This window comes from Salinicoccus carnicancri Crm (genome assembly GCF_000330705.1).
In the GTDB taxonomy this organism is placed as follows: Bacteria; Bacillota; Bacilli; order Staphylococcales; family Salinicoccaceae; genus Salinicoccus; species Salinicoccus carnicancri.
In genome coordinates this window covers 503,949-529,370 of the sequence record NZ_ANAM01000001.1, presented here as the reverse complement: position 1 = coordinate 529,370, position 25,422 = coordinate 503,949, and the positions used below count along the sequence as shown (strand labels likewise).

Genomic DNA, 25,422 nt, shown 5'->3' with positions numbered 1-25,422 from the left:
CTATTACCTACATTTCGATTTTCATCAATTTCTGACTTATTACCATGCTGAGAATCGTACACCCCAGCACAACTGTCATAACAATGGGGCCCGGGGTACCAAATTCATAGAGCGGCCTCACAAAATCTCCTGATGTATATTTCAAGAATGCAATCATGCCAAGAGGCATTACTGCAATGATCCTTGATTCGAATTTTTTTTGGGATACCAGCACTTTTATGTCCTGCTGGATTTCGATTTTTTCGTTGATGATGTCGACAGTTCTCTTGATGACGTCCACAAGGTTTCCGCCGCTGCGTTTGCAGGTTATGAAAACGTCCGAAAAGTTCTTTATGTCTTCTACATCCGAACGTTTGGCAAAGTCATCGAATGCTCTCTCGATACTTTCACCATTTTCGACACGTCTGTTGATTATCGAGAATTCTTTGATGATATATGTATCTTCATTCGGGTACAGGAGTTTCAAGTCTTTCAAGGCATCTCTGAATGCATTTTCGATTGACTGTCCTGCTGCCAGTGAAGAGGAAAGGGAGGCAGCCGCTTCCTTGAATTGCAGCGACAGGATGTTCTTCCGCTTCTCCTTCAATTGGTTCTTCCGTACTTTTGGTGCAAAGAGGGCAATGAGGCCGAGGAGGAGTGAAATGATCAGATTATCATAGAACAGCTCACCGACCAGCAGGATTATCAGGAATACGACCATTACTGCAGAGATGATCTCCCACAAATTCATCTTGTAGTCACCATAATCAACGAGCTGATTATCAGAGGTACTTCGGGAGTTTATAGCTGCAATGGAACGCCTTCTGCGCTCTTCCTCGCGCTTCAGGTGCTTTTTCTTCTTTTTTAGATCAGTGTTTGTAATCCTTTTATAGACTATGCCGAATATGGCCAGCACAATGATTACAAGCCCGAAGACCTGGAACAAATCCATTACATCACTCCCGTTTCCTCATCCTCCTGGCCATAGAGCTTCTCAATATCGTGCTTTCCTGATATTTCGAGCTTCATGGTGGAATGAAGTTTATTGCCTGTCGGGACAAGATCTCCCATGATCCTGCCTTCCTTGTCCTCTCTAGTTTCCTGGAAAACAAACAATGGATTCAACTGGATCTCTCCATTCTCAAAACCGGTAACTTCAGATATCTCCACAACCTTCCTCGAGTGATCCCTGAACCTTGATAAATGGATCATTATATCTATCGCTGATGTAATCTGCTTTCTGATGACATCAATCGGCAGTTCAGCTCCGCTGAGCACCATCGTCTCGATCCTGCTCAGCATGTCTTTTACAGAGTTGGCGTGACCTGTGGACAAAGAGCCATCATGCCCTGTGTTCATGGCCTGAAGCATATCAAGTGCTTCTGCACCCCTTACTTCTCCTACTATGACCCGTGACGGACGCATCCTCAACGAGGTACGGATCAGGTCTCTTATGGTGATTTCACCTTCACCCTGGGTATTCGCATTACGGGTTTCAAGACTTATGAGGTTTGGAATACTTTTCAGCTGAAGTTCAGCCGAGTCTTCTATCGTCACTATTCTTTCGCTTTTGGGTATGAAGTTCGACAATACATTGAGAAACGTGGTTTTACCGGAACCGGTGCCCCCGCCTATGAAAATATTGTATTTGGCCTCAACGAGGTGTTTAAGGAATTGTGATACTTCTTTGTTGAGGGCTTTGAATCTTATGAGGTCATCTATGGTCAGGGCATGTTCGGGGAATTTACGTATTGTCATTGCTGCACCTTTCAGTGCCACTGGCGGCAGTACCACATTTACCCTGGAACCATCCTCCAGTCTTGCATCCACTATCGGGGTCGATTCATTAACCACCCTGTTCACTTTGGAAACAATGGACTGTATTGTATCTTCCAGTTTTTGCTGGGACTCGAACCTGACATCCGACTTGAATACTTCGCCGTGCTTTTCAACGAATATCTCCAAGTAGTTGTTCACCATTATTTCTGTAATATCCTTATCATCCAGCAGAGGCTGCAGTACTCCCAGGCCACGGAATGAATTATACATCCGCTCGACAATTACACTCATCTGCCCGGAACTTATCTGATATTGCTTTGCGTAAGTGATGACAAATTCTTCGACATACTGCCTCAACTCATCGTTGGACACTGAATACATGAAGTCCAATACATCCCTCAGCTTGTTTGTCAGGTGATCGACTATTGCATCTTCACTATCCTGTTCCTCAAATTTATAATTGGCTATTTCTTCAATATTGCCGGTTTCTTTACTTTTCATTTGATACCTCCATCGACAGAGATATTTTACTCAGTGATTTCAGAAGCTCATGACCGATTTCACTATCCTCAAGCACCTTCTCCTTTTCATTGTAATTCAGCCATTCAGGATTGAATTTGATTTTGGATTCAATGTTGAAGTTATAGCCGGCATGGCCTGCGAATAGATTTTCACCGAATTTATTGACTATGTAATGCATTTTTTTATTGTCTATTTCAATTTGCAAAGCATTCCTCTCCATGATTGTCCCGGTTTTCATGAAGCTGGTTTCGTTCGATTCCAGCACCCAGAAAATGTCATTGCTCAGACGGAGGATTTCTGAATTGATTTCATTCAGCCTTGAATCCATATCGATGATCAGGAAATCATATTCATTCAAAGAAGTGATTGTTTTAACCAGATTCTCAACATCCAATGTGTTGAGGGAGTCCACTTCATCAAAATTCATATTTATAGGGAAAAAATCTATTCCCGTCTCTGCATCAGTATCTTTCAGCTTATGGAATTTAGACACCAGTCTGTATGGATCATCCTTGAGGAAATAGAAGAGTTCAGAACTTTTCGGCTTACTGGCTTCGAGGTAGCATGATGCTGACAGCAACTGTTCCATCGAAAGATAGAACACTTTCCGGGAATGTTTGGATAGCACTTTACCAAGCATAAGGGAGAGCAGTGTCTTCCCCGTTCCGCCATTCGCACTTGCAAATGCGACCGTGCTGGTGTTTCTTTCATTATTCGATTCCAGGAGACGGCCGTCATTGTCGTAATAATACATCAGTAAAGTTTCTACAATTCTATCAAAAGGCTGGTATTTGAAGATTTCCTCTTCAAAGTCCCGGCCCATTTCCGAAAGCAGAACAACCCTGTCAAATACCTTTTCCGCCATCTGCAATTCATCTTCCGTCGGATAGATTTCAGTGAGCAGGATATTGCGGCTGGAATTTTTCACTGATTCACTCATTATCGTGAAGTCAGTGAAAATTTCAACCTCCAGCTTATTATTGTACTCATTGTCCAATAAGTATGTCTCAAACAAATTTATGTATTCAGTGTCAGTGGATAGCAATACCACTTTGATTTTCTGCATAACTGTCCCGCCATTCGATAATATATATTCTGGATAAGATTAATAAATAATCAGACATTAAAAAAACGCTAAAGAGCAGGTGATAAAAGCAAGTTATTTTATGTAAGTGATTTTACTTTATGAAATTTAATTAATTGAAAATTATAAGCTTTAAGATACACATCAATTGTTTATTTGTCAAAATTACGTCAAATAATTTTCCCAAAAAACACGTCAATATTGATGAAAATTGAATATATCACTGTTAAAAAAAGTAATTCATTTCAATCCGTAAGAAATATAATGACATTATTCTATTTATATTAATTTCACATATAACATGGTTATTTACTTTAAAGATAGGATTCATTGTAAGATTCCCCTGATATAATCATGCAAAGTTTCAAACCACAAAAAATTCGTTTTCTTTGATTTTATACAGAAATTCTGATATCGGGGAATATCATCCAGCAGCTCAAACTTTTAGGGCAATTTTACACTTTTAATATGTATATGCATCCTTAATATAAAAAACGATGATTTCATATGAAAGAATCATGTGAAATCATCGTTTTATTAGTGGAAAAATCCCTGCGGTCGGAACCTATGATACTTTATTCCGCCGGGATGACGGCTCCGTCATAGTTCTCTTCTATGAACTGCCTGATTTGATCGCCCTGAAGCACTTCCATCAGTTTCTTGATGTCGTCGCGGTCCTCATCCCCTTCACGTACAGCGACCAGGTTGGCGTAAGGCGATTCACTGTCCTCCAGTGCAATTGAATCTTCCTGTGGATTCAGTCCGCCGTCGAGTGCGAAGTTGGAGTTGATGATGACTGCCGGTGCTTCATTGTTCTGATACATCTGGACGAGCATTTCCGGTGCGGTTTCATTGTTGAATTCGAAGTTCTTCGGATTTTCTGTAATATCGTCGAATGTCGCATCTTCTATATTGACGCCCTCCTCGATTTCAATCAGGCCGGCGTTGACGAAGAATGACAGGAAACGGCCCTCTTCTGCCGGATTGTTGGATACGAGGATGGTCGATCCGTCTGGAATATCCTCAAGTGAATCATAGTCCTGAGAGTAGACGGCCATCGGCTCTATATGGACATTGCCTGCACTGGCAAGTTCATAGCCGTGGGACTCCGATTCAGTGTTCAGATATGGTGTATGCTGGAAGAAGTTTGCGTCTACTTCTTCATCTGCAAGGAGGCGGTTCGGTGTCGTATAGTCATTGACGATTGAGATGTCGAGCTCGATGCCTTCCTCTTCAAGGATGGTTGCCGCTTCTTCTAGGATTTCAGCATGTGGTGACGGTGATGCTGCGATGGAGATGGTACCGTCGCCCTCTTCATTCTCGGCAGTTTCACCGCCCTCTTCACTTTCTGAGCCGCCGCCTCCGCAGGCGGCAAGTACAGCTGCAAATACTGACATGGTAAGTAGCAATAAGAACTTTTTCATAAGACAAAACCCTCTTCCTCAATTGTTTTTTTATATGGAGGTCAGCGTTTATCCACAGTTTTGGAGAAGAAATCCCCCGCAATCTGTATGATAAAGACGATAACCAGTATTACTATTGTTGCAACCAGTGTGACATCGCTCTGATTCCTTGTGAAGCCGACCATATATGCAAGGTTGCCGAGCCCGCCTGCTCCGATGACGCCGGCGATGGCGGTTGAACCGACGAGCATGATGGCCGTGACGGTTATTCCGGAGATGAGTGCCGGCATGGATTCCGGAAGGAGCACTTTCCAGATGATGGTCCATGTATCTGCCCCCATGGATTCCGCCGCCTCGATGACGCCCTTGTCGATTTCCTTGAGCCCGATTTCCACCAGTCTGGCGTAGAACGGCGCAGACCCGATGATAAGTGCCGGTATCGCACCGTTCGGCCCCATGATGGTCCCCATCATCACCTTCGTGAACGGGATCAGGAGGATGATCAGTATGATGAACGGGATCGCCCTGAACAGATTTACCAGGAAAGCGGTGATGCCGTATATCGGCTTGCTCGCTTTGATTTCACTTTTTGAAGCCAGGAACAGGATGATACCGAGCACGATACCGAATATGAACGTGAACGCTGTGGCGATGGCGGTCATATAGACCGTCTCATATGTCGCCTCCCAGACTGCATCCCACCTTACATTTTCAAAGGAGAACATGGTCGTGAATTCCTTGATCAGTTCATTCATTGGTCTTCCACCTCCACAGTAACGTCGTGGTCGGAAAGTTCTGCTTCCAGTTTTTGAAGTGTCTCGTCATTCACATCGATTGCGACAAACAGGTGGCCGTATGACTCGTTGTTCGTCCGTTTGATGTTGCCCGACAGTATGTTCAGATCCAGGTCGTATTTCTTGACGATCTGTGATACGATCGGTGCTTTCGACTGTGAACCGACAAAACCGAATTTCAGGATCTTCGATGTCGGGAACAGCTCCCGCACTTCATCGAAGGAAAGGGCGGTTTCCTCATCATTGATATCATCTTTGACGAAGCGTTTCGTCACACTGTGCTCCGGATTCTGGAACAGTTTCAATACGGGCCCCGTCTCGACGATCCGCCCGTTCTCCATCACTGCGGCACGGTCGCATATTTTGCGGATGACATGCATTTCATGGGTGATGAGCACTATCGTGAGGTTCATTTCATCACGGATCTTCACCAGCAGATCGAGCACTTCATCTGTCGTTTCCGGATCCAGGGCACTTGTCGCTTCATCGCAGAGAAGCACATTCGGCTCATTTGACAGGGCACGCGCGATGCCGACACGCTGTTTCTGACCGCCGGAAAGCTGGCTCGGATAGTTGTCCTCGCGCCCCGCAAGTCCGACCAAATCCACCAGTTCCTTCACCTTTTTCTGCCGCTCTTTTTTCGGCACACCAGCAATTTCCAGCGGGAAGCTGATATTTTCCGCAACAGTGCGGGACCAGAGCAGATTGAAGTGCTGGAATATCATGGAGACTTTCTGACGTTTTTTGCGCAGTGCGGGCTTCGACATGCTGCTGATGACGTCCGCACCGATGACAACATCACCTGATGACGGCATTTCAAGACCGTTGAAGAGCCTTATGAGTGTTGATTTTCCAGCCCCCGAATAGCCTATGACGCCGAAGATCTCACCCTGGGTGACATTCATGCTGACGTCATCCACAGCCCGGATATCAGTGCTTTTTGTTTTGAATATTTTCGTTACATTCCTTATATCAATCATCTGCGTATCATCCTGACTTCGTAAAAAATAAAGGCCCGCTCATTTAGGAGCAGGCCGGTTATTCGCTACAGGCCTCTCATCTGCGATCTTGTGACCAGTGAATTGGCACCTTGTCATCAAAGACGGTTGCCGTGGCTTCCAAGGGCACTATCCCTCCACCACTCTTGATAAGAGTATTACCTTATTAGATTGTCATCAATGGTATCATTTTAAAACCTATCGGTCAACCATAAATTCCTCCATCACTTCCGTGAGGTAGGTGACGGACCGGAAGGCGTAGACTTCCCGGACCAGTTTCCCATGGACGAAAAGCAGGAGGGCAGGGGCAGATCTGATTTCATACTCCTCGATCAGATCCTTGTGGAAATTCAGGTTGATGGACGTATATTCGAATCCCTTCATTTCCGAGACGATGCCGAGCATGCGCTCTGCAATTGTACAGTTCGCACAGATGGGTGCGTAGCAGTACAGTATGAATTTATCTTCAGACTGGATATGACTGGTAATATCCAGGGAGCTTATCTCTTCTTTCATCATTACCAAACTTACCTTTCATAATGAGGCCGGTATCCACGTAGAACTCGTGTCTCATCAGCAGATTTGCCAGATAGTCCCTCGGACAGCGGCCGACTTCGCCGAATTTCGGGTCGATATAGATGTGGGTGCTTTCACTGAGGTGTTTTTTGAACCATTTCCTGATTTTCCGCCCTTCCTTATCCGCGTCGGACAGGATATAGATGTCGGAACCATTGAGCTGGTCAAGGATCTCGTCCAATTTTGAGACTCCCATCGTACCATGGGTGCAGATGATCTGTACAGGTTCAATCAATACTTCCTCGATTCGTCGCTTATCAGTCTTGCCTTCAACTATGAGCACTTTATCGGAAAAATACATTTTTATCACCCTTGGTATCGTATTTTCAAAAAAACTCCAGACAGTGTCCAGAGTTCATCAGTTTATGCATCCACCATTTCATCGTATGCGTCTGCATCCATAAGGCTATCCAATTGTGATTCGTCCGACACTTCGATGACAACCATCCAGGCGCCTTCGTACGGAGATTCGTTGACAAGCTCAGGGCTGTCCTCAAGTTCCTCGTTCACTTCCACTACTGTACCGCTCAAAGGTGCATAAAGCTCAGAGACCGTCTTGACGGATTCCACGCTTCCGAATGACTCACCTTTAGTAATTTCATCCCCTTCGGCAGGCAGTTCGACGAAAACGATGTCGCCCAGTTCGGACTGTGCAAATTCAGTGATTCCAAGTCTGACTTTACCGTCTTCCTGTTTCACCCATTCATGATCTTCTGAGTACTTCAAATCTTTTGGTGTTGACACGATAATAACCTCCTTTGACTTTACAACTATATAATCTCACAGTTCACACCGTTTAAGCAAGGCAAATCTAACCGGTGAAAGCCTTTTGCCAGACGTCCTCCCTGAAGCCGAGAAGCACCTGTTCACCGTCATAGGCGAGGGGCCTTCTGATAAGCATGCCATCACTTGAGAGCATATCGACCTTTTCGTCATCCGACATGGACGGCAGGCGGTCCCTGAGTTCCAGCTCCTTGAACTTTTTCCCCCGCTTATTGAAGAAATCGTCGATATCATTGCCCGATTTTGAAATGATTTCTTTGAGCTTCTCCTTTGATGGCGGTGCCTGTACCATATCGTGTGCCTGGAAATCGACATCATTCTCCTCCAGAAACTTACGGCCTTTGCGGCACGTCGTACATTTAGGGTATTCGTAAAGTGTGATCATCAAATATCCTCCAGATTCAGTCTTACTTATAATATACCTTTATATGTACTTGTTATGCAAATACAGAAATACAAGCCGGTTATTTTATATAATGGAAGAAAGATGATAGAATATGTTTGATTATGAAATGAAAAAGGAGTTATCCGATATGGCAATGGAACCGATCAAAAAATATGAGGATTTTAAAGCAAAGACTGAGGGCGATGATAAAATCATCGTCAAATTCTTCGCCGGCTGGTGCCCGGACTGTACAGCGATGAACATGTTCATCGATCCGATCATGGAAGAATACAATCACATTGACTGGTATGAACTGAACCGTGACGATGTCCCTGAGGCAGCAGAGGAGAATGAAGTGATGGGCATTCCGAGCCTGCTCATTTTCCAGAACGGCGAAAAACTCGCGCATCTGCATTCAGCCAATGCCAAAACACCGGAGTCCGTCACGGAATTCCTCAAAGAGAACGCCTGATGAGGCCGGGACAAAACTATTCCCGTCATAAATAAGCCGGACGTTGGCTTTTCTGGGGCATCGCGTGAGCCTGTAGTCTCACGCAGATGCTATTCCCCAAGAAGTCCAACATCCGGCTTTTAAAGTGTAATCGATTATTTTTATATACCTTCAGGACTTAATGTCCCAGCCCCTCTTCCTCGAATATGTTGAGGTATTCTTTCAGTATCCCGGCGTTGATCTGGCCCGGGGCTGCCTGATTCACAAGATGACCGTATGTCAGACATGAACCGAATACCCCGCCGGCCACACGTGTGATCTTGCCGGCCTCACCCATGGCAATCCCGACAACCTGGCAGTTGAATTTCCTCCGCGCATCATGCACCGCACTCAGCACGCTCAATACATCACGTCCGTCCGCCGGCTGATATGCAAGCTTCAGTATGTCCCCGCCGCGTTCGTACATATTTTTATACGTCGCCATCATATCCTCAAAATGCGGGGTATCCCGGAAATCATGCTGGCTTAAGAGCACCGCGACCCCTTTCTCTTTCGCCCGGGCGACCAGCTGGTCGACGATCTCCTCATACATGAAAAATTCTATATCCACGATATCGATCTCTGAGTGATCGATTGCATGGGAGAGGAGGGACTGGTACTCCGCGGCGGATTTTGTACCATTCCCACCCTCACCGTTTGTACGGTAAGTATAGATGATCGGGTAATCCCCCATTTCCCGGGAAATATGATCGACAACGGCAAAATGGTCTTCATGGTTCATCGCATCAAAAGAGTCACTCCTGATTTCCACGATATCAAATTTATCACTGTTCGTCCTCGCTTCTGCGATTTCCGCCCGTATCTCTTCAGGGGTATGTCCTGTAAAGGAGACCACAACTTTTGGCTGTCCCTCACCGATTGTTACATCCTTAATATTCATACTCAGCGCCTCCGTTTTTTCCGTTTTATTTATATACACTATAGAATGCCGGCATAGATTTCAATAGAATCAGTATAGAGGTACACTGTTTCGACTGTTTGTTTATTTCATTATAGGGCATAAAGATGGAGAGGTGAATGATATGCTAAAAATAAAAAGAGTATATGATGAGGAGTCGCAGCAGGATGGAAAAAGATATCTGGTTGACGGGGTCTGGCCGCGGGGGATCAAAAAAGAGGATCTGAAGCACGACGAATGGTACAGGGAACTGTCCCCTTCATCGGATCTGCGCAAATGGTTCAATCATGACGCCGGCAGATGGGATGAATTCAGGAAGAAATATTTCAGGGAGCTCAGTGTGCATGAAGACCTGCTCAAGGATATAAAAGAGGAGAGTGACGGTCACAATGTGACACTGCTTTACAGCGCCAAGGATGAGAAATATAACCAGGCAATCGCCATAAAAGAATATATTGAAAAGATGTAGATATTGAAAAAGCAGATGCCCGGGCATCTGCTTTTTCAGTCCTCCTCATACGGTTCGGGATGGACATAGGAAGAATAGACTCCCTCGTCGGCGAGCGACCTTTCAACTTTGTCGCATATGTCATGCGCTTCATCCAGCGTGATGGTCCTGTCTACGAAGATTGTTACATCGAGGAATACGCTGTCCCCGTGATATCTTCCCTTGACCGAGGAGACCCCTTTCACACCGTCGATCTTCATGACATCGTTGATGTAGAACTCGAGGTCCTCCTCATGGAAGCCGTCACTCAGTGTGAAGATCGCATCTTTGCATATTTTGAAGCCGGTCCAGGCAATCAGTGCACCCAGTATGAGCGCAAGTATCGGATCGGCAATGGGATAGCCGATCTGTGTGAAGATCAGTCCAAGCCCTGTGCCGATGCTGACCATGCCGTCGGACAGGTTGTCGATCGCCGCAGACTTGAGGGAACTGCTCTTCGTCTTTTTGGCGAGATTGTTATTGTACAGATATACCATCAGCATGATGAACCCGCTGAGGAAGCTGATCCACAGTGTCAGGGAATCCGGCGTGGTGTACTCCCCTGCAGTCAGTTTGGGAAAGTTATCCATGATGACCTGGAGACCGACGAACATGATGATGAAGGACACGAGCAGCGTCGAGATGTTCTCCGACTTCATATGGCCGTACGGATGGTTCCTGTCCGCGGGTTTCAATGAAATCTTCAGCCCGATGAGGACCGCGACAGATACCAGTATGTCAGTCATGTTATTGAATGCATCCGCCTGCAGTGCGGCAGAATTGAACTGGACACCCGCTGTGAATTTTACAGCGGAAAGGATGATGTATGTAAACAGGCTCAGATATGCACCCTTTTGAGCACGTTTCAGGTTACTCTCCATGATCTTACCTCCGGCTTAATGCGATTTGAAAAAAGATATGTATCGATCTGCAGACCCTGAACCCTAGAAGACAGCAGAAAATAAAAATGCCTAACCGCTCGGGTTAAGCATCATCTGATGGAGACGGCGGGAGTCGAACCCGCGTCCAGAGACCTTGATACATTTCTTTCTACGTGCGTAGTCCATATTTTAATTTCGCATGGCTGACGGTAATGGACGAACCACATACCATGCTAGTCTGATTAATCTCTTCACCCAGTCTGCAGACGGAAGACCGGGTGCGTATCCTGCTAAGGTTGAATCATCCAGTCAGGTCGCACAGGAGACGACAGGGGATGATGCAGAGCGCTATTACGCAGCTACTGCGAAGTTGTTTTGTTTGCCAGTTATTATAAACTGAGTATCGTTTTTGCGGAGACGAAACCTCCGGCACGCTTAAAATGCCCAAACAGCCCCTGTCGAATCCGGAACGTCCCCGGATTTAAAAGGGTCGCCTCCTTATAAGGCGTGACAGCCATTATAACAGATTCAAGGAGAGAAATCAAACCTGCTCTACCGGCTGCGGTCCTTCATGGCACGGGCGATATCCCGCTTCATCTGTTTCTGCTTGAGATCTTCACGCTTGTCATACTTCTTCTTACCCTTTGCAACACCGAGCAGCACTTTGCAGAAGCCGTTCTTTATATACAGCTTCAGTGGGATGAGCGCATAGCCCGTTTCCTTGGAAATGCCGTAAAGCTTGTCAATCTGCTTTCTTTTCAGAAGGAGTTTCCTTGTTCTGAGCGGATCATGATTGTAGCGGTTACCCTCCTCGTAAGGGGCGATGTGCATGTTGTACACATACATCTCCCCTTTGTAGACACGGGCATAGGCATCCTTCAGATTGGCAGAACCGCGCCGGATCGACTTGATCTCCGTTCCCTTCAGTTCAATCCCTGCTTCAATCGTCTCTTCTATCGTATAATCGTGGCTTGCCTTCCTGTTCTGAGCAAGCGGTCTGTCATTTGTCTTTTTCATTGCCCATTACTTCTTTCCCTTGCGTTTTTTTGCCGCATGTTTTGCACCTTTGTAGAAAGGTTTTTTATTGGTATTCCCTTTATCAGAGCGTTTCTTTCCTTCCTTGTTCCCGTTTTTTCCCTTGCCTTCCGGTTTGGTTTTGGCCTTGATTTCAACAGGGCGGCTGCGTTTTTCCCTCGGTGCGCGCTCAGGCATGCCGACCACTTTGAAGTCGATGAGTTTTTCCGCAAGATTCACATCCATCACTTCGATTTCCACCGGGTCACCGATGCGGTAAACCTTCCCTGTGCGGTCCCCGATGAGTGCAAGGTGCCTCTCCTGATACTGGTAATGATCATCTGTCAGGTTCGACACATGGACCAGTCCTTCAATCGTATTCGGCAGTTCGACGAACATGCCGAAGTTCATTACGCCGGATATGACGCCTTCGAAAGTCTCACCGACATGCTCAAGCATATACTCCGCCTTCTTCAGATCATCCGTATCACGTTCCGCGTCCTGGGCTCGGCGTTCCCTGTCGGATGTGTGTTCTGCCGCATCCGGCAAGTATTCCGCTGTCCTGTCTATCGTCTTCCTGTCCGTCCTGCCTTCGATCAGATACTGTCTGATCAGCCGGTGTACGATCAGATCGGGATAACGTCTGATCGGTGATGTGAAGTGCGTATAAAACTCGGCGGACAGGCCGAAGTGGCCCAGGTTGTCCTCTGCATAGCGCGCCTGCTGCATGGAGCGGAGCATCAGCGTACTGATGACCATTTCCTCCGGACGTCCTTCCACCTCTTCCAAGATTTCCTGGAGCGCCCTCGGATGGATTTCATTTCCCTTGCCTTTTACGACGATGCCGAAATTCGTGATGAATTCGAAGAACTGTCTGAGTTTCTCCTCTTTCGGATCTTCGTGAACACGATACAGGAACGGCACTTCCATCCAGCGGAAGTGCTCCGCGACCGTCTCGTTGGCAGCGAGCATGAACTCCTCGATCATCTTCTCGCCGACCGAACGTGTCCTGAGGACGATATCACCCGTGGAGCCGTCCTCATTGACAAGCACCTGTGCCTCGTTGAAGTCGAAATCTATCGCGCCCCGGGCTTCCCTGCGGTTCCTCAGTATCTGTGCAAGTTCTTCGGCCTCCCGGAGCATCGGGTATACATCCTCGAACATGCTGATCACTGCCTGATCTTCGTCCACGAGCATTTTATTGACCGCATCATATGTCATCCTGCGGTCGGAGTGGATGACACTCTGGAAAATTTCATGATTCACCACTTTCCCGTTCCGGTCAATCTCCATACGGCAGCTCATCGTCAGACGGTCTTCATGCGGATTCAGCGAGCAGATGCCGTTCGACAGACGGTGGGGGATCATCGGTATGACCCGGTCCACCAGATAGACACTCGTCGCACGGTCATAGGCCTCCGTATCGAGTGCAGACCCCTCTTTGACATAATAGCTGACGTCAGCAATGCTGACTGTCAGCTCATGATTGCCGTTGCCAAGTTTCTTCACAGCCACGGCATCATCAAGGTCCTTCGCATCCGCACCGTCGATGGTGATGGTGAATTCATCGCGCAGATCCGTGCGTCCCCCGAGTTCTCCGGTTTCTATCGTCTCCGGCACCTCTTCAGCTTCCTTCAGCACCTCTTCCGGGAAGTCGATTTCGATGCCGTGCTGATAGATGATCGACAGTATATCCACACCGGGATCGTTCTTGTGGCCGAGGATCTGGATGACATGGCCTTCCGGATTATCCTCGCCTTCACGGTATTTCGTGATTTCCACAAGCACTTTGTGGCCGTCTACTGCGCCCAGATTCTGCTTTTTCGGGATGAAGATGTCATCGATGATCTTCTGGGAGTCAGGCACCACGAAGCCGAAATTCCTGCTCGGTTTGTACTCACCGACCACACGCGTGATGCCGCGCGTCAGTATGCTCGAAATTGTTCCTTCCTGCTTGTCGCTCTCGTCACCCGCGCGTGTTGATTTGTGCACTTCAACGAGCACCGTGTCGCCGTCGAGTGCACCGTTTATCGCGTTCGGGGGGATGAAAACATCCTCAAGTTCCCCATCTTCGGGACGGAGGAACCCGAATCCCCTCTTGTGCATCGAGAGCCTGCCTTTTACAAGATTCGTTTCACTTGTCTTCATATATTTATCTTTCTTCGTCCTGAATACTTCCCCGGATTCTTCAAGCGAAACCATGTCCTTCACCATTTCCTTGAAATCCTCCGATTCATATGCAGAAAGCTCTTTTTGGAAACCATCCATTGTCATCGGCTTGTAGTCATCCGCCCGTATGATTCCCATTATCTGTTCTCTGTAGTTACCCATGGATTCGCCTCCTGTTTCAATTCCAGTCCAACTGGTTCATAAAGTGATGCAGATCCTCGAATAACTCCTTCTTCTCTACATCTATCGTCAATACGTGGCCCGACTCGGGGTACCACTTCAATTCCTTCTCACTTTCGTCAGTCGATGTCCCATCATAGATGATATTCGCCGAATCCGGGTTGATCATTTCATCCTTTTCCGACTGGGCGATGAAAAGCGGATCGAACACATCATCCAATTTCCCGTCCACTAGGCTGATCATGTCACGTATTTCATCCAGCATGCCGGTCGGCTCGAAGCGGGACATTTCCTTGTCCACGACGTCCGCCGCCTTCCCTTCCATCTCTTTGAAGCCGCGCGCGTACTCGAGCACACCCTCATACATCGTCTCACGGTCCTTGAGATACATCGGGCTGCAGATGGTGGCTACACCCATCACTTCCCGCTCAGTCGCAAGACGCAGTGCAAACACACCGCCGATGGAGAGTCCCGCAACGAAAATGTTTTCATATCCCTTTTCCCTCAGGAAATCATACGCCTCGAGCACCTGGGACCACCACACATGGGGACTCGACTGGAGAAGGTTTTCAGGAGGTTCGGCGTGGCCTTCGTAATGCGGGGCATAGGAAGTGATACCCTGTTTCTGGAGGTACCGTCCGAGCTGCCTCACATCCGATGAATTCCCTGTGAATCCATGGAGCAAAAGCACAGCTTTCTCTCCCTCCTCAAAGAAAAACGGTTTTGGCAATTGTATCTTCATAGTTATACCCTACTTTCACTTCGTTAATTTCATTGTACGTCAAATTACCCACTTATAAAATAAAAACCCCCTATTGCTAGGGGGTGGATCCATCAGCCTAAATATGTCAGCAGCAGCATGATCATGAAGAACAAAAGTGACAGGATGACTGTCGCCCTGTGAAGCACAAGATCCATGCCACGCGCTTTTTGTTTACCGAATAATTGCTCTGCACCGCCACTGATTGCACCTGAGAGGCCGGCGCTTTTCCCTGACTGTAGCAATACCACTGCAATTAAAGATATACAAACGATGATCAGTAGCACAATGAGAACTGTTTGCATGTGGTAATCCCTCCATAAATATTAACACTAAGAATATTAACAGATTTAGAGTATTTTTGCAAACCTCCCCCAGACCTTCCCGCACAGTCGATACAGCGGTATTTCGATGACTGCCGCCGCTGCCTGCGATGTCCGGATAACGCAAAAGACACACCGGCCGCAGCCGGTGTGTCCAGAGTATCAGAACGGTTACTTCTCATCCAGGTTGTAGAAGGAGGAGATTCCGTCATATTTTGCTGTTTCGAAGAGTTCGTCTTCGATGCGGAGCAGCTGGTTGTATTTGGCAACACGGTCTGTACGGGATGGTGCACCTGTTTTGATCTGGCCGGCGTTGACTGCAACTGCAATATCTGCGATCGTCGTATCTTCAGTTTCACCTGAACGGTGTGAGATGACTGCAGTGTAGCCTGCGCGCTTGGCCATTTCGATCGCTTCGAAAGTTTCTGTAAGCGTACCGATCTGGTTCACTTTGATGAGGATGGAGTTGCCGACACCCTCTTCGATTGCACGTGCGAGTTTTTCCGTGTTTGTAACGAACAGGTCGTCACCAACGAGCTGCACTTTGGATCCAAGTTTCTCTGTAAGGAGCCTTGTTCCTTCCCAGTCGTTTTCATCCAGCCCGTCCTCGATGGAGATGATCGGATATTTGTCGATCATTTCCGCATACCAGTTGACCATTTCTTCCGAAGAATACGATTTGCCCTCACCTTTGAGTTCGTATTTGCCTGTATCTGCATCATAGAATTCACTTGATGCCGCATCCATTGCAAGACGGATCTCTTCGCCCGGCTTGTATCCCGCCTTCTCCACTGCCTCGATGATCGTGGAGAGAGCCTCTTCGTTGGAACCGAGGTTCGGAGCGAAGCCGCCTTCGTCGCCCACACCTGTGTTGTAGCCTTTTTCGTTCAACACTTTCTTGAGGCTGTGGAAGATCTCGGCACCCATGCGGAGGGCTTCCTTGAAGGATTCCGCCCCTACCGGCATAATCATGAACTCCTGAATATCCACGTTGTTGTCGGCGTGCTCTCCGCCGTTGATGATATTCATCATCGGTACAGGGAGCTGTACTGCGTTGAATCCGCCGAGATATTTATAGAGCGGCTGACCCATGAAGTCCGCCGCCGCCTTGGCAACAGCCATGGAGACGCCAAGGATGGCGTTCGCGCCGAGCTCGCCCTTGTTGTCCGTGCCGTCAAGCGCGATCATCATCTTGTCTATGGAAACCTGCTCGAGTACGCTGAAGTCACCGTCCACAAGCTCCGGTCCAATTTTTTCGTTGACGTTCTCAACAGCTTTCTCCACACCTTTTCCAAGGTAGCGCGTTTCATCTGCGTCGCGGAGTTCCACTGCTTCATATTCACCAGTAGAGGCGCCGGATGGTACCAGTGCGCGGCCGAAAGCACCACTTTCTGTAAGAACTTCCACCTCAACTGTCGGATTCCCGCGGGAGTCGAGTACTTCGCGTGCATAAACATCTGTAATTAATGGCATATCCAGATCTCCTTTTAATTGGTTTTATAGTTTTATTATCCGGGATTGATAAAGATATTACAAACTTTATATGATCAGGCTCTCGCCGTCCATCTCTCCGGGTTTTTCAAGGTCCATCAGGTCGAGAAGTGTCGGTGCAAGGTCGGCAAGTCTGCCGCCGCCCCTTAATTCAGCACCTTCCTTCGTGACAATGACAGGCACCGGATTTGTCGTATGCGCCGTCATCGGATTGCCGTCGGCAGACGTGACTTCATCCGAGTTGCCGTGGTCGGCTGTAATGATCACCGTGCCGCCCTGGCCGATGATTTCATCAACGATCGGCCCGAGGCACTCATCCACTGCTTCAATGGCCTTGACGGTCGGTTCGAGCTTGCCGCTGTGCCCCACCATATCGGGGTTGGCAAAGTTCAGAAGTATGAGATCAAGGTCCTTTTTGGCAAGTTCCTCCATGCATCTGTCTCTGACTTCATATGCGCTCATTTCCGGCTGCAGATCATATGTCGGCACTTTTGGTGAATCCACAAGCACCCTGCGCTCACCGTCGAATTCATCATAACGGCCGCCGCTCATGAAATAGGTCACGTGTGGATATTTTTCAGTTTCAGCGATGCGGAGCTGATTTTTGCCGGCTTTTGCGGCCACTTCACCGATGGTATTATTGATGTCCTCTTTCTCGAATACGACATCAGCACGCACATTGTCACTGTATTTTGTAAATGTGACGAACTTCAGATCGGAATATTTCCTGTCGATTTCAAAACCCATGAAGTCTTCGTTCGTATAGACTTCGGACAGCTGGGCTGCGCGATCCGGACGGAAATTATAGAAGATGACGGCATCATTACTCATCACGCCGTGGTCATAGTCCCCGCTGTGATCGAAGATGACGAACGGCTTGACGAATTCATCAGAGATGCCTTCATCGTAGCTCGCCTGGATACCTTCTGCAGCAGAGTCGAAACGCGGACCTTTACCATTGGAAATTGCCTGGTAGGCAACTTCCTCACGGTCCCATCTCTGGTCGCGGTCCATTGCATAGTAGCGGCCGCTGACTGTTGCGAACTCGCCGATACCGATTTCCCGGAATTGCTTTTCCGACTCTTCGACATATTCCAGTGCTGATTCCTGGTTCACATCACGTCCGTCGAGGAAGGCATGGACATAGACACGTTCAAGCCCCTTCTCCTTCGCCATTTTGAGGATCGCAAACATATGCTCATAATGGGAATGGACACCGCCGTCACTCAGAAGTCCCATCACGTGCAGCGAGCTGTCGTTGTCATTCACATGATCCATGGCATCGAGCAGGACTCTATTATCGAAGAAATCGCCATCTGCGATGGACTTGTTGATGCGTGTCAGACTTTGATAGACGATGCGCCCGGCCCCGATATTGAGGTGACCGACTTCCGAGTTGCCCATCTGACCCTCCGGAAGGCCGACGTCAAGGCCGCATGCAGACAATTCATTATGCGGGTATTTCTCAAAGAAGCGGTCGAAATTCGGCTTGTCGGCAGCCTTGACCGCATTCCCCTTCACTTCATCCCTGTTGGCGAAGCCGTCAAGGATGATCAGTCCAACCGGTCCGGTCATTGCCTGGCACCTGCAACGAGCGCCATGAAGGATTCAGGCTCGAGGGAGGCACCGCCGACAAGTGCACCGTCAATATGCTCCTGCGCCATGTATTCTTCAACGTTTGCGGGTTTCACGGAACCGCCGTACTGTATGCGGATCCGATCCGCTGTCTCCTGATCATAGAGGGAGGCAACAGTTGCGCGGACATGACCGCACATTTCATTCGCATCAGCACTTGTGGCCGATTTGCCAGTACCGATCGCCCAGATCGGCTCATATGCGATGACAGATGCTTTGACCTGTTCTGAGGACAGGCCCTCGAGCGCTTTGGCCACCTGGTCTTTCACGCGGGACTCGGCATTGCCGCCTTCCCGTTCCTCGTCCGTTTCACCACAGCAGATGATCGGTACAAGTCCTTTCGCATGCAGGGCATGCGCTTTCTTATTGACAGTTGCGTCCGTTTCAGCAAAATGTTCACGGCGTTCGGAGTGGCCGACGATGACATATTTCACACCCAGGTCTTCAAGCATTGCCGGGGATACTTCCCCTGTGAATGCACCGCTGTCCTCGAAATGGCTGTTCTCTGCACCGATGCCGAGCTCTGAACCCTCAGTTTTTGCCACGAGTGAAGGGAGGTGGATGAACGGTGCACAGATGGCACTTTCCACTTCGTCCTTCTTCGGCAGTGTGCCGAGTGCGTCAATGAATGCATCACCTTCTGAAACTGTTTTGTTCATCTTCCAGTTACCTGCTATAAATGGCGTTCTCATATACATCCTCCTAGTATCATTTGATTCCATTTGCTGCTATTTGTCATCTATGACCGTTAGTCCCGGCAGCTCCCTGCCTTCAAGATACTCCAGTGAAGCGCCGCCGCCGGTTGAAATATGGGAGAAATCATCCGCATATCCGAGTTCCATCGCCGCTGCTGCGGAATCACCGCCGCCGATGATCGTCGTCGCACTTTCGAGTTCGGCAATTGCCCTGCATACGCCGATTGTGCCTTTCGCAAATGCTTCCATTTCAAATACCCCCATCGGCCCGTTCCAGACGACTGTGCGGGCGCCGGCGAGCACTTTCCTGAATGCATTGATGCTGCCTTCACCGATGTCCAGACATTCTTTATCCGCAGGGATTTCATCGACGGAAACCGTTGCGTGTGCTGCATCCGGTGCAAAGTCGTCCGCTGCTACAACATCCAAAGGCAGGACAATCTTATCCCCCGCCTTCTCAAGCAGGGAGCCGGCGAGCTCGATCTTGTCTTCCTCAAGCAGTGACTTGCCGATCTCTTTCCCCTGTGTTTTGAGGAATGTGTAGGCCATCCCGCCGCCGATGACCACTTTGTCCGCCTTGGAGAGTACATTTTCGATGACCCCGATCTTGTCCGAAACTTTTGCGCCGCCGAGAATTGCCACGAACGGACGCTCAGGTGCATCAATGGCACCACCGATGAAATCAATTTCCTTCTGCATGAGATAGCCGGAAACAGTTTCGATGTTGGAGCCGACTCCGACGTTGGATGCATGGCTGCGGTGTGCTGTACCGAATGCATCGTTTACGAAAACATCCCCGAGGGAAGCCCAGTATTTTCCGAGCTCCGGATCATTGCCGCTTTCCTTCTTTCCGTCGAGGTCTTCAAAACGGGTGTTCTCAAAGAGCAGGATTTCCCCGTCACGGAGCGCACTGACTGCATTCTCAAGCTCTTCTCCCCGCGTGTGGGGGACGAACACCACCTCTTTGCCCAGCTTCTCGGAAAGTTTTTCGGCAACAGGCTGGAGCGTAAGCTCCTTTTTGTCCTCTTCCGCCTTCACTTTGCCGAGGTGGGAGAATAAAATGACCTGTCCACCCTGATCGAGCACGTATTCAATCGTCGGGAGTGCCTGAACAATGCGGTTGTCGTTCGTGATGTCTCCGTCTGACATAGGGACGTTGAGGTCTGCACGGAGCAATACCTTCCTGCCCTTCAGTTCTACATCTTCTACAGTTTTCTTCATCGTCTTGCCTCCAATACTTTTATTCTCTTCCATTATACCCATTGTACAAATCTAAATAAAATAAAAACGGGCGGTTCCCCGCCCGTTCTGGATTAAAGAATTATTTGTTCGTCACCAGGTGATGAAGTGTCCTTACAAGCTGGGAAGTGTAAGACATTTCGTTATCGTACCATGCAACGGCACGTACAAGTTGTTTTCCGTCCACATCCATTACGCGTGTCTGGGTCGCGTCAAACAGGGAACCTTCAGTGATTCCGATGATGTCAGCAGAAACAATCTGATCCTCAGTGTAGCCGAATGAAGGGTTTTTCGCCGCTGCCATCGCTTCGTTCACTTCATCCACTGTTACGTTTTTATCAAGGACAGCTGTCACTTCAGTGAGTGAGCCGGTTGCCACCGGTACACGCTGGGCACCGCCGTCAAGCTTCCCGTCGAGTTCAGGGATGACCTGTCCGATCGCTTTCGCCGCACCTGTTGAGTTTGGAACGATGTTCATCGCTGCAGCACGCGCACGGCGGTAGTCGCCTTTCGGATGCGGTGCATCCAATGTGTTCTGGTCGCCGGTGTATGCGTGGATTGTTGTCATGAGACCATGATTGAGTCCGAATTTGTCATTCAGGACTTTGACTACAGGTGCAAGGCAGTTTGTCGTACATGAAGCTGCTGAGACGATCTCTTCGGAACCATCAAGCACATCTTCATTCACGCCGAAGACGATTGTCTTCATGTTGCCTTTACCAGGTGCGGATACAAGCACTTTCTTGGCGCCTGCCTCGATGTGTTTCCTTGCACCTTCCTCATCTGTGAAGAAACCTGTACACTCAAGCACGATATCGATGTCCAGGTCACCCCATGGAAGCTGTGCAGGATCTTTCTGGTTGAATGATTTCACTTCCTGGCCGTTGATCTTGAATCCGCCCTCGATCTGTTCGAGCTCACCTTCGAAACGTCCCTGAGTTGTATCATATTTCATGAGATGTGCGAGGAAATCGTCATCAGTCAGATCATTGACCGCTACCACTTCGATGTCGTCGTAATTCTGAATCACCCTGGCTGCAAGTCTTCCGATACGTCCAAATCCATTAATTGCTACTCTTACCATAATATATGGCCTCCTTGATTATATATAAGCTGTTTAGCTATTTAACAAATACTCTGCGATTGTCTCATCGATGAACAGCAGTGTATTTTTCGGGGCAATCTTCATGTATGCCCGCACTGCCTCTTTCTTGCTGCTGCCACCTGCAACTGCGAGAACCGACTGCTTGCTTTCAAGATCTTCAAGTTGAAGGCCGATGGTCTTCACTTTGCGCAAAATGTCACCTTCAGCATTGAAATAATAGCCGAATGCCTCACCGACAGCCCTCTTTTCACGGAGCTGGTCAAGTACATCCTCTGAGACGTTGCGTCGCCTGGCCATCGTAAATGCCTCGCCGATGCCATGGAGCACAAAATCGGATGCCTGGTTCAGTTCCGTCACTTCCTTCACCGCCGGCTCGAGCTTAAGTGATTCCAGCACGTTCTCCCCGACATTATCCGGGGCGTACAGCACTTTGTGGCCGCCGCCTGTTGCGGTTGCCAGACGGCTTGCTATGGAGTTGGCCTGATTGCCCACTTCCTCTCCAAGTCCGCCTCTTGCCGGTACAAACAGCAGTTTTTCAACCGCCGGCATCAGGTAGTTTCCCACATTCGCCATCGTGGATCCGCCTGCGACGGATATGACTGCACCGTCGAAAAATATCTTCTGAAGTTCTTCGGCCATCATTTTGGACAATTCCTTTTGCAGTTCGGGACTCTGGTCCGCATCTCCGTTCACGATGAAAAAGTCCTTAAGCCCGAACTTTTCCCGAAGACCGCGTGCAAGATCGCTGCGGCGGTCAATCGTCGTGATGTAGGGGGACAGTTCGTCCATTACATCAATACCCGCCTGCGACACGGTTATGCCCCTTTTATCAATCAGGATCAGTCCGAGGGACTGGAGCGTGTCCACTTCCCTGCGCAGTATTCTCTCAGTCAGGTCCAACTTCCTGGCAAGCGTACGCCTGCCGATTGGCTGATTCGCTTCTATCCGCTTCAATAGCTCAAAACGTTTTAAAAGCTCATCTATGGCTTCGGGAGCGATGCGTCTTTGAATATCCAACAATCTCTGCCACATGGGCATCAACACCTCTCGCCACTGTGAGACTTATTTCGTCCCACCAGGGACAAAAAAATAACTACATGTTTAATATAGCACATATATTAAAAAATGCAATTATTTCTGCCCGGGCAACTTTGATTCACATTCACCTTTTACCCAAATATTCCTTTAAGTAATCATAGACCTGAACAAAGTCGATGAGACCTTCCTGCACGACTTCGCCCTCATGTTTGAGCACGGGTACACGCACCATATACTCCTCCTGGAGCTGGTCATTCTCATCTATGTCGAATGATGTCAGTTTCACTTTATTGTACCTGAGTTCCGACAATGCCAGTTTGATCTGTTCACGTCCATCATCGCAGAGCTGACAATTCTTCCTTGTATAATAAACGAGCTCTATCATGCCTAAGCCCCTTTCCTGCCGAATTTGTTTTTCACCGTGCGGAAGACCTGGTCGGCCATTTCCGTACTGATGATGCCAAGCGCTATCGCACCTGACACGAGTGCCGCCTGGAATGCGTACTCCTGTGCCTCTATATACCGGTTCATGACCACGTGCCGCATCGCTTCATATGCCGTACCGCCCGGCACAAGCGGAATGATGCCGCAGGTGATGAAGATGATGACGGGCATTTTCATCCTCCTGGAATTGAAAAGGGACACAGCCGTCAGGAAGAGGGCTCCCATATATGACGCAAGGACTGCATCCGTCCCACCCTCCTGGAAGAGATAGAATGCGATCCAGCCGACCGCCCCGGTGGCACCGCAGCTTATGAGTGCGCGCCTCGGCGCATTGAACAGTATCCCGAAGCCGGCTGAAGCGAAGAAACTGGCAATCAGCTGATAGATATAAATCATTCGTCCCCCTCCTATGACAGCATGAATACAAGGCCGACGCCGGCACCGATTGCAATCGCCGTAAGCGCCGCTTCCGCACCTTTGACGATGCCGGCAAGCAGATGTCCGCGGATCATCTCACGTATCGCATTTGTAATCAGCACACCCGGCACGAGCGGCATGACGCTGGCGATGACGATCGTATCCAGCATCTGCCCGGGCCCGGCTCCCACATAGAGGACGCTCACGATGCCGATGAACAATGCGGCAAAGAACTCGATGAAGAATTTGAGCTTTGTATACCGGAGTATGCCCTCCAATATCAGCACACCGCCGGCGCCTCCGAGGAAGGCCGCCGGCACATCGGCCAATACACCTTCAAACAGATAGAGGAACATGACACCGATGATGCCGCCCGAGAGTACGACAAGCCAGAACGGGAACATCCGCGCTTCATGGATCGTCTCCAGCTGCTCTATGGCCGCTTTGAGCGGCAGACCGTCTGATATACTGCGGGAAAGGTTGTTGATGCTGTCCACCTTCTCCAAATTGTTCGCACGCTCCTCTATGCGGACCGTCTGTGTCAGCGCATAATCGTTCATAGAAAAAATAATGACCGTGGGAGTGACGAACACCTGAGCATTTTCAATACCGTAGCTTGACGCGATGCGCAGCATCGTGTCTTCGATACGATAGGTCTCCGCTCCATTTTCCAGCAGTATTTTCCCACTGTTTATCGCAATGTAAAATACATCCCGTACAAAGTCTTCACTGTAGACTCTGTCTGGAGCTTCAATGATCTCAAGTTCGCCATTCACACGGCCCACCTCGATTCAATTACACCCCCGGAGAGAATCGAACTCCCATTTTAAGAACCGGAATCTTACGTGTTATCCATTACACCACGGGGGTACGTTTTTATAAGCAATGAAAACATATACAGTATAGCAATAATTCCACTTGAATGAAAGAGATAAATTTACCCTTTCTGCAATGTTCATTCCGAGCATTTTCTTTTGACCTTATTTGACTAATATGGTATAACATAATTAGCGCATTAGTGATATGAATATTTTCAGGAGGTAGAATAAATGAATTTAATTCCTACAGTCATTGAACAGACAAACCGCGGTGAACGCGCCTATGACATCTACTCGAGGCTGCTTAAAGACAGGATCATCATGATCGGTACAGGCATTGATGATAACGTTGCAAACTCAGTAGTCAGCCAGCTGCTCTTCCTGCAGGCCCAGGACTCGGAGAAGGATATTTACCTTTATATCAACTCGCCGGGCGGCAGTGTAACAGCAGGCATGGCAATCTATGACACCATCCAGCACATCAAGCCTGACGTACAGACAATCTGCCTCGGCATGGCGGCATCAATGGGATCATTCCTGCTCGCAGCCGGTGCAAAAGGCAAGCGCTTCGCACTGCCTAACGCAGAAGTCATGATCCACCAGCCGCTCGGCGGTGCACAGGGTCAGGCGACAGAAATCGAAATCGCCGCCAAGCACATCCTGAGAACACGCGAAAAACTCAACAAGATACTTGCAGAACGCACAGGTCAGCCACTCGATAAAATCGAAAGAGACACGGACCGTGACAACTTCATGACAGCCGAAGAAGCCGCAGAATACGGCCTCGTCGACGAAGTGATGGAACCGGAAGCACTCGACAGCAAATAAGCTTTTCATTTCCGGACAGAGCAGATCCCCTTTCGGGGGTCTGCTCTTTTTATGTATCTGTGCGGGCGCCGCCGGTTTCATCGCATATTGAAAACCTCCGCCCGGACAGCATACCGTCCTCTCCGTCAATTTTTTCATCATTTCCTGATTACCGGATTATCATCGGGGTTATACTGTATGTAAGAG

Annotated in this window: 28 protein-coding genes, 1 tRNA gene, 1 other RNA gene and 1 riboswitch; of the genes, 3 read left to right on the top strand and 27 right to left on the bottom strand. The window is 48.6% G+C overall.

Annotation, left to right across the window (positions count from 1 at the left end; translation table 11 throughout):
- Nucleotides 1-7: 7 nt before the first annotated feature.
- From C792_RS0102820 to C792_RS0102775, 10 genes are all read right to left on the bottom strand, one after another.
- Entirely contained in the window at nt 8-931 is a 924-nt protein-coding gene (locus C792_RS0102820) for a type II secretion system F family protein (protein WP_017547926.1), read from the bottom strand.
- Entirely contained in the window at nt 931-2,259 is a 1,329-nt protein-coding gene (locus tag C792_RS0102815; RefSeq protein ID WP_017547925.1) for a TadA family conjugal transfer-associated ATPase, read from the bottom strand. The genes C792_RS0102820 and C792_RS0102815 overlap by 1 nt, the downstream gene beginning before the upstream one ends.
- Nucleotides 2,249-3,346: an AAA family ATPase gene (locus C792_RS0102810; protein WP_017547924.1), complete on the bottom strand. Its 1,098-nt coding sequence runs from the start codon at nt 3,344-3,346 to the stop codon at nt 2,249-2,251. Before C792_RS0102810 ends, C792_RS0102815 begins: the two co-directional genes overlap by 11 nt.
- A gap of 593 nt (nt 3,347-3,939) precedes the next feature.
- Nucleotides 3,940-4,788 (bottom strand): MetQ/NlpA family ABC transporter substrate-binding protein, encoded by an 849-nt coding sequence (locus tag C792_RS0102805; RefSeq protein ID WP_017547923.1) that lies wholly within the window; start codon nt 4,786-4,788, stop codon nt 3,940-3,942.
- Nucleotides 4,789-4,829: 41 nt separating this feature from the next.
- Nucleotides 4,830-5,522 carry a methionine ABC transporter permease gene (locus C792_RS0102800; RefSeq protein WP_017547922.1) on the bottom strand — a complete coding sequence of 231 codons (693 nt, stop codon included), beginning with the start codon at nt 5,520-5,522 and terminating at the stop codon, nt 4,830-4,832.
- Entirely contained in the window at nt 5,519-6,541 is a 1,023-nt protein-coding gene (locus C792_RS0102795) for a methionine ABC transporter ATP-binding protein (RefSeq protein ID WP_017547921.1), read from the bottom strand. The genes C792_RS0102800 and C792_RS0102795 overlap by 4 nt, the downstream gene beginning before the upstream one ends.
- A gap of 73 nt (nt 6,542-6,614) precedes the next feature.
- Nucleotides 6,615-6,715, bottom strand: a riboswitch (SAM riboswitch).
- Nucleotides 6,716-6,757: 42 nt separating this feature from the next.
- Nucleotides 6,758-7,078 (bottom strand): thioredoxin family protein, encoded by a 321-nt coding sequence (locus C792_RS0102790; RefSeq protein WP_017547920.1) that lies wholly within the window; start codon nt 7,076-7,078, stop codon nt 6,758-6,760.
- Nucleotides 7,026-7,436, bottom strand: a complete 411-nt coding sequence (locus C792_RS0102785) for a toprim domain-containing protein (protein ID WP_017547919.1) — start codon at nt 7,434-7,436, stop codon at nt 7,026-7,028. Before C792_RS0102785 ends, C792_RS0102790 begins: the two co-directional genes overlap by 53 nt.
- A gap of 62 nt (nt 7,437-7,498) precedes the next feature.
- On the bottom strand, nt 7,499-7,879 hold the full coding sequence (gene gcvH, locus C792_RS0102780) for a glycine cleavage system protein GcvH (protein WP_017547918.1): 381 nt from the start codon (nt 7,877-7,879) through the stop codon (nt 7,499-7,501).
- A 67-nt stretch (nt 7,880-7,946) separates the two neighbouring features.
- Nucleotides 7,947-8,303: an arsenate reductase family protein gene (locus C792_RS0102775; RefSeq protein ID WP_017547917.1), complete on the bottom strand. Its 357-nt coding sequence runs from the start codon at nt 8,301-8,303 to the stop codon at nt 7,947-7,949.
- Between the two features lie 154 nt (nt 8,304-8,457).
- Between C792_RS0102775 and C792_RS0102770 the strand changes: the two genes are divergently transcribed.
- Nucleotides 8,458-8,775: a thioredoxin family protein gene (locus C792_RS0102770; protein WP_026090196.1), complete on the top strand. Its 318-nt coding sequence runs from the start codon at nt 8,458-8,460 to the stop codon at nt 8,773-8,775.
- A 157-nt stretch (nt 8,776-8,932) separates the two neighbouring features.
- Here the strand turns inward: C792_RS0102770 and aroD are convergent, their stop codons facing one another.
- Nucleotides 8,933-9,694, bottom strand: a complete 762-nt coding sequence (aroD, locus tag C792_RS0102765) for a type I 3-dehydroquinate dehydratase (RefSeq protein WP_017547915.1) — start codon at nt 9,692-9,694, stop codon at nt 8,933-8,935.
- A gap of 142 nt (nt 9,695-9,836) precedes the next feature.
- Between aroD and C792_RS0102760 the strand changes: the two genes are divergently transcribed.
- Nucleotides 9,837-10,181 (top strand): DUF488 domain-containing protein, encoded by a 345-nt coding sequence (locus tag C792_RS0102760; RefSeq protein WP_017547914.1) that lies wholly within the window; start codon nt 9,837-9,839, stop codon nt 10,179-10,181.
- A gap of 35 nt (nt 10,182-10,216) precedes the next feature.
- Here C792_RS0102760 and C792_RS0102755 read toward each other — a convergent pair whose 3' ends face one another.
- From C792_RS0102755 to C792_RS0102685, 16 genes are all read right to left on the bottom strand, one after another.
- The gene (locus C792_RS0102755) at nt 10,217-11,080 is read right to left on the bottom strand and encodes a cation diffusion facilitator family transporter (protein ID WP_017547913.1); all 864 of its coding nucleotides are present in this window, start codon (nt 11,078-11,080) and stop codon (nt 10,217-10,219) included.
- Between the two features lie 115 nt (nt 11,081-11,195).
- Nucleotides 11,196-11,557: a transfer-messenger RNA gene (ssrA, locus tag C792_RS14725) on the bottom strand.
- A gap of 75 nt (nt 11,558-11,632) precedes the next feature.
- A complete protein-coding gene (smpB, locus tag C792_RS0102750; RefSeq protein WP_017547912.1) occupies nt 11,633-12,097 on the bottom strand; it encodes an SsrA-binding protein SmpB in 465 nt (154 codons plus the stop codon).
- A gap of 6 nt (nt 12,098-12,103) precedes the next feature.
- Nucleotides 12,104-14,425 carry a ribonuclease R gene (gene rnr, locus C792_RS0102745; RefSeq protein ID WP_017547911.1) on the bottom strand — a complete coding sequence of 774 codons (2,322 nt, stop codon included), beginning with the start codon at nt 14,423-14,425 and terminating at the stop codon, nt 12,104-12,106.
- 16 nt (nt 14,426-14,441) lie between these two features.
- Complete coding sequence (locus C792_RS0102740; protein WP_026090195.1) at nt 14,442-15,185, bottom strand: alpha/beta hydrolase; 744 nt, start codon at nt 15,183-15,185, stop codon at nt 14,442-14,444.
- 92 nt (nt 15,186-15,277) lie between these two features.
- The gene (secG, locus tag C792_RS0102735) at nt 15,278-15,508 is read right to left on the bottom strand and encodes a preprotein translocase subunit SecG (protein ID WP_017547909.1); all 231 of its coding nucleotides are present in this window, start codon (nt 15,506-15,508) and stop codon (nt 15,278-15,280) included.
- A gap of 189 nt (nt 15,509-15,697) precedes the next feature.
- Nucleotides 15,698-16,999, bottom strand: coding sequence for a phosphopyruvate hydratase (gene eno / locus C792_RS0102730; RefSeq protein ID WP_017547908.1), 1,302 nt, complete (start codon nt 16,997-16,999; stop codon nt 15,698-15,700).
- Between the two features lie 66 nt (nt 17,000-17,065).
- Nucleotides 17,066-18,592 carry a 2,3-bisphosphoglycerate-independent phosphoglycerate mutase gene (gene gpmI / locus C792_RS0102725; protein WP_017547907.1) on the bottom strand — a complete coding sequence of 509 codons (1,527 nt, stop codon included), beginning with the start codon at nt 18,590-18,592 and terminating at the stop codon, nt 17,066-17,068.
- Nucleotides 18,589-19,344, bottom strand: coding sequence for a triose-phosphate isomerase (tpiA, locus tag C792_RS0102720; RefSeq protein ID WP_017547906.1), 756 nt, complete (start codon nt 19,342-19,344; stop codon nt 18,589-18,591). Before tpiA ends, gpmI begins: the two co-directional genes overlap by 4 nt.
- A 36-nt stretch (nt 19,345-19,380) precedes the next feature.
- A complete protein-coding gene (locus C792_RS0102715; protein ID WP_017547905.1) occupies nt 19,381-20,568 on the bottom strand; it encodes a phosphoglycerate kinase in 1,188 nt (395 codons plus the stop codon).
- A gap of 100 nt (nt 20,569-20,668) precedes the next feature.
- Nucleotides 20,669-21,673: a type I glyceraldehyde-3-phosphate dehydrogenase gene (gene gap, locus C792_RS0102710; RefSeq protein WP_026090194.1), complete on the bottom strand. Its 1,005-nt coding sequence runs from the start codon at nt 21,671-21,673 to the stop codon at nt 20,669-20,671.
- A 30-nt stretch (nt 21,674-21,703) separates the two neighbouring features.
- Nucleotides 21,704-22,723 carry a sugar-binding transcriptional regulator gene (locus C792_RS0102705; protein WP_017547903.1) on the bottom strand — a complete coding sequence of 340 codons (1,020 nt, stop codon included), beginning with the start codon at nt 22,721-22,723 and terminating at the stop codon, nt 21,704-21,706.
- 130 nt (nt 22,724-22,853) lie between these two features.
- A complete protein-coding gene (locus tag C792_RS0102700; protein ID WP_017547902.1) occupies nt 22,854-23,114 on the bottom strand; it encodes a glutaredoxin family protein in 261 nt (86 codons plus the stop codon).
- Nucleotides 23,115-23,116: 2 nt separating this feature from the next.
- Nucleotides 23,117-23,569 (bottom strand): threonine/serine exporter family protein, encoded by a 453-nt coding sequence (locus C792_RS0102695; protein ID WP_017547901.1) that lies wholly within the window; start codon nt 23,567-23,569, stop codon nt 23,117-23,119.
- An 11-nt stretch (nt 23,570-23,580) separates the two neighbouring features.
- The gene (locus C792_RS0102690) at nt 23,581-24,366 is read right to left on the bottom strand and encodes a threonine/serine exporter family protein (RefSeq protein WP_017547900.1); all 786 of its coding nucleotides are present in this window, start codon (nt 24,364-24,366) and stop codon (nt 23,581-23,583) included.
- A 22-nt stretch (nt 24,367-24,388) separates the two neighbouring features.
- Nucleotides 24,389-24,460: transfer RNA gene (locus C792_RS0102685), tRNA-Arg, on the bottom strand.
- Between the two features lie 179 nt (nt 24,461-24,639).
- Between C792_RS0102685 and clpP the strand changes: the two genes are divergently transcribed.
- The gene (clpP, locus tag C792_RS0102680) at nt 24,640-25,236 is read left to right on the top strand and encodes an ATP-dependent Clp endopeptidase proteolytic subunit ClpP (protein ID WP_017547899.1); all 597 of its coding nucleotides are present in this window, start codon (nt 24,640-24,642) and stop codon (nt 25,234-25,236) included.
- Nucleotides 25,237-25,422 lie beyond the last annotated feature (186 nt).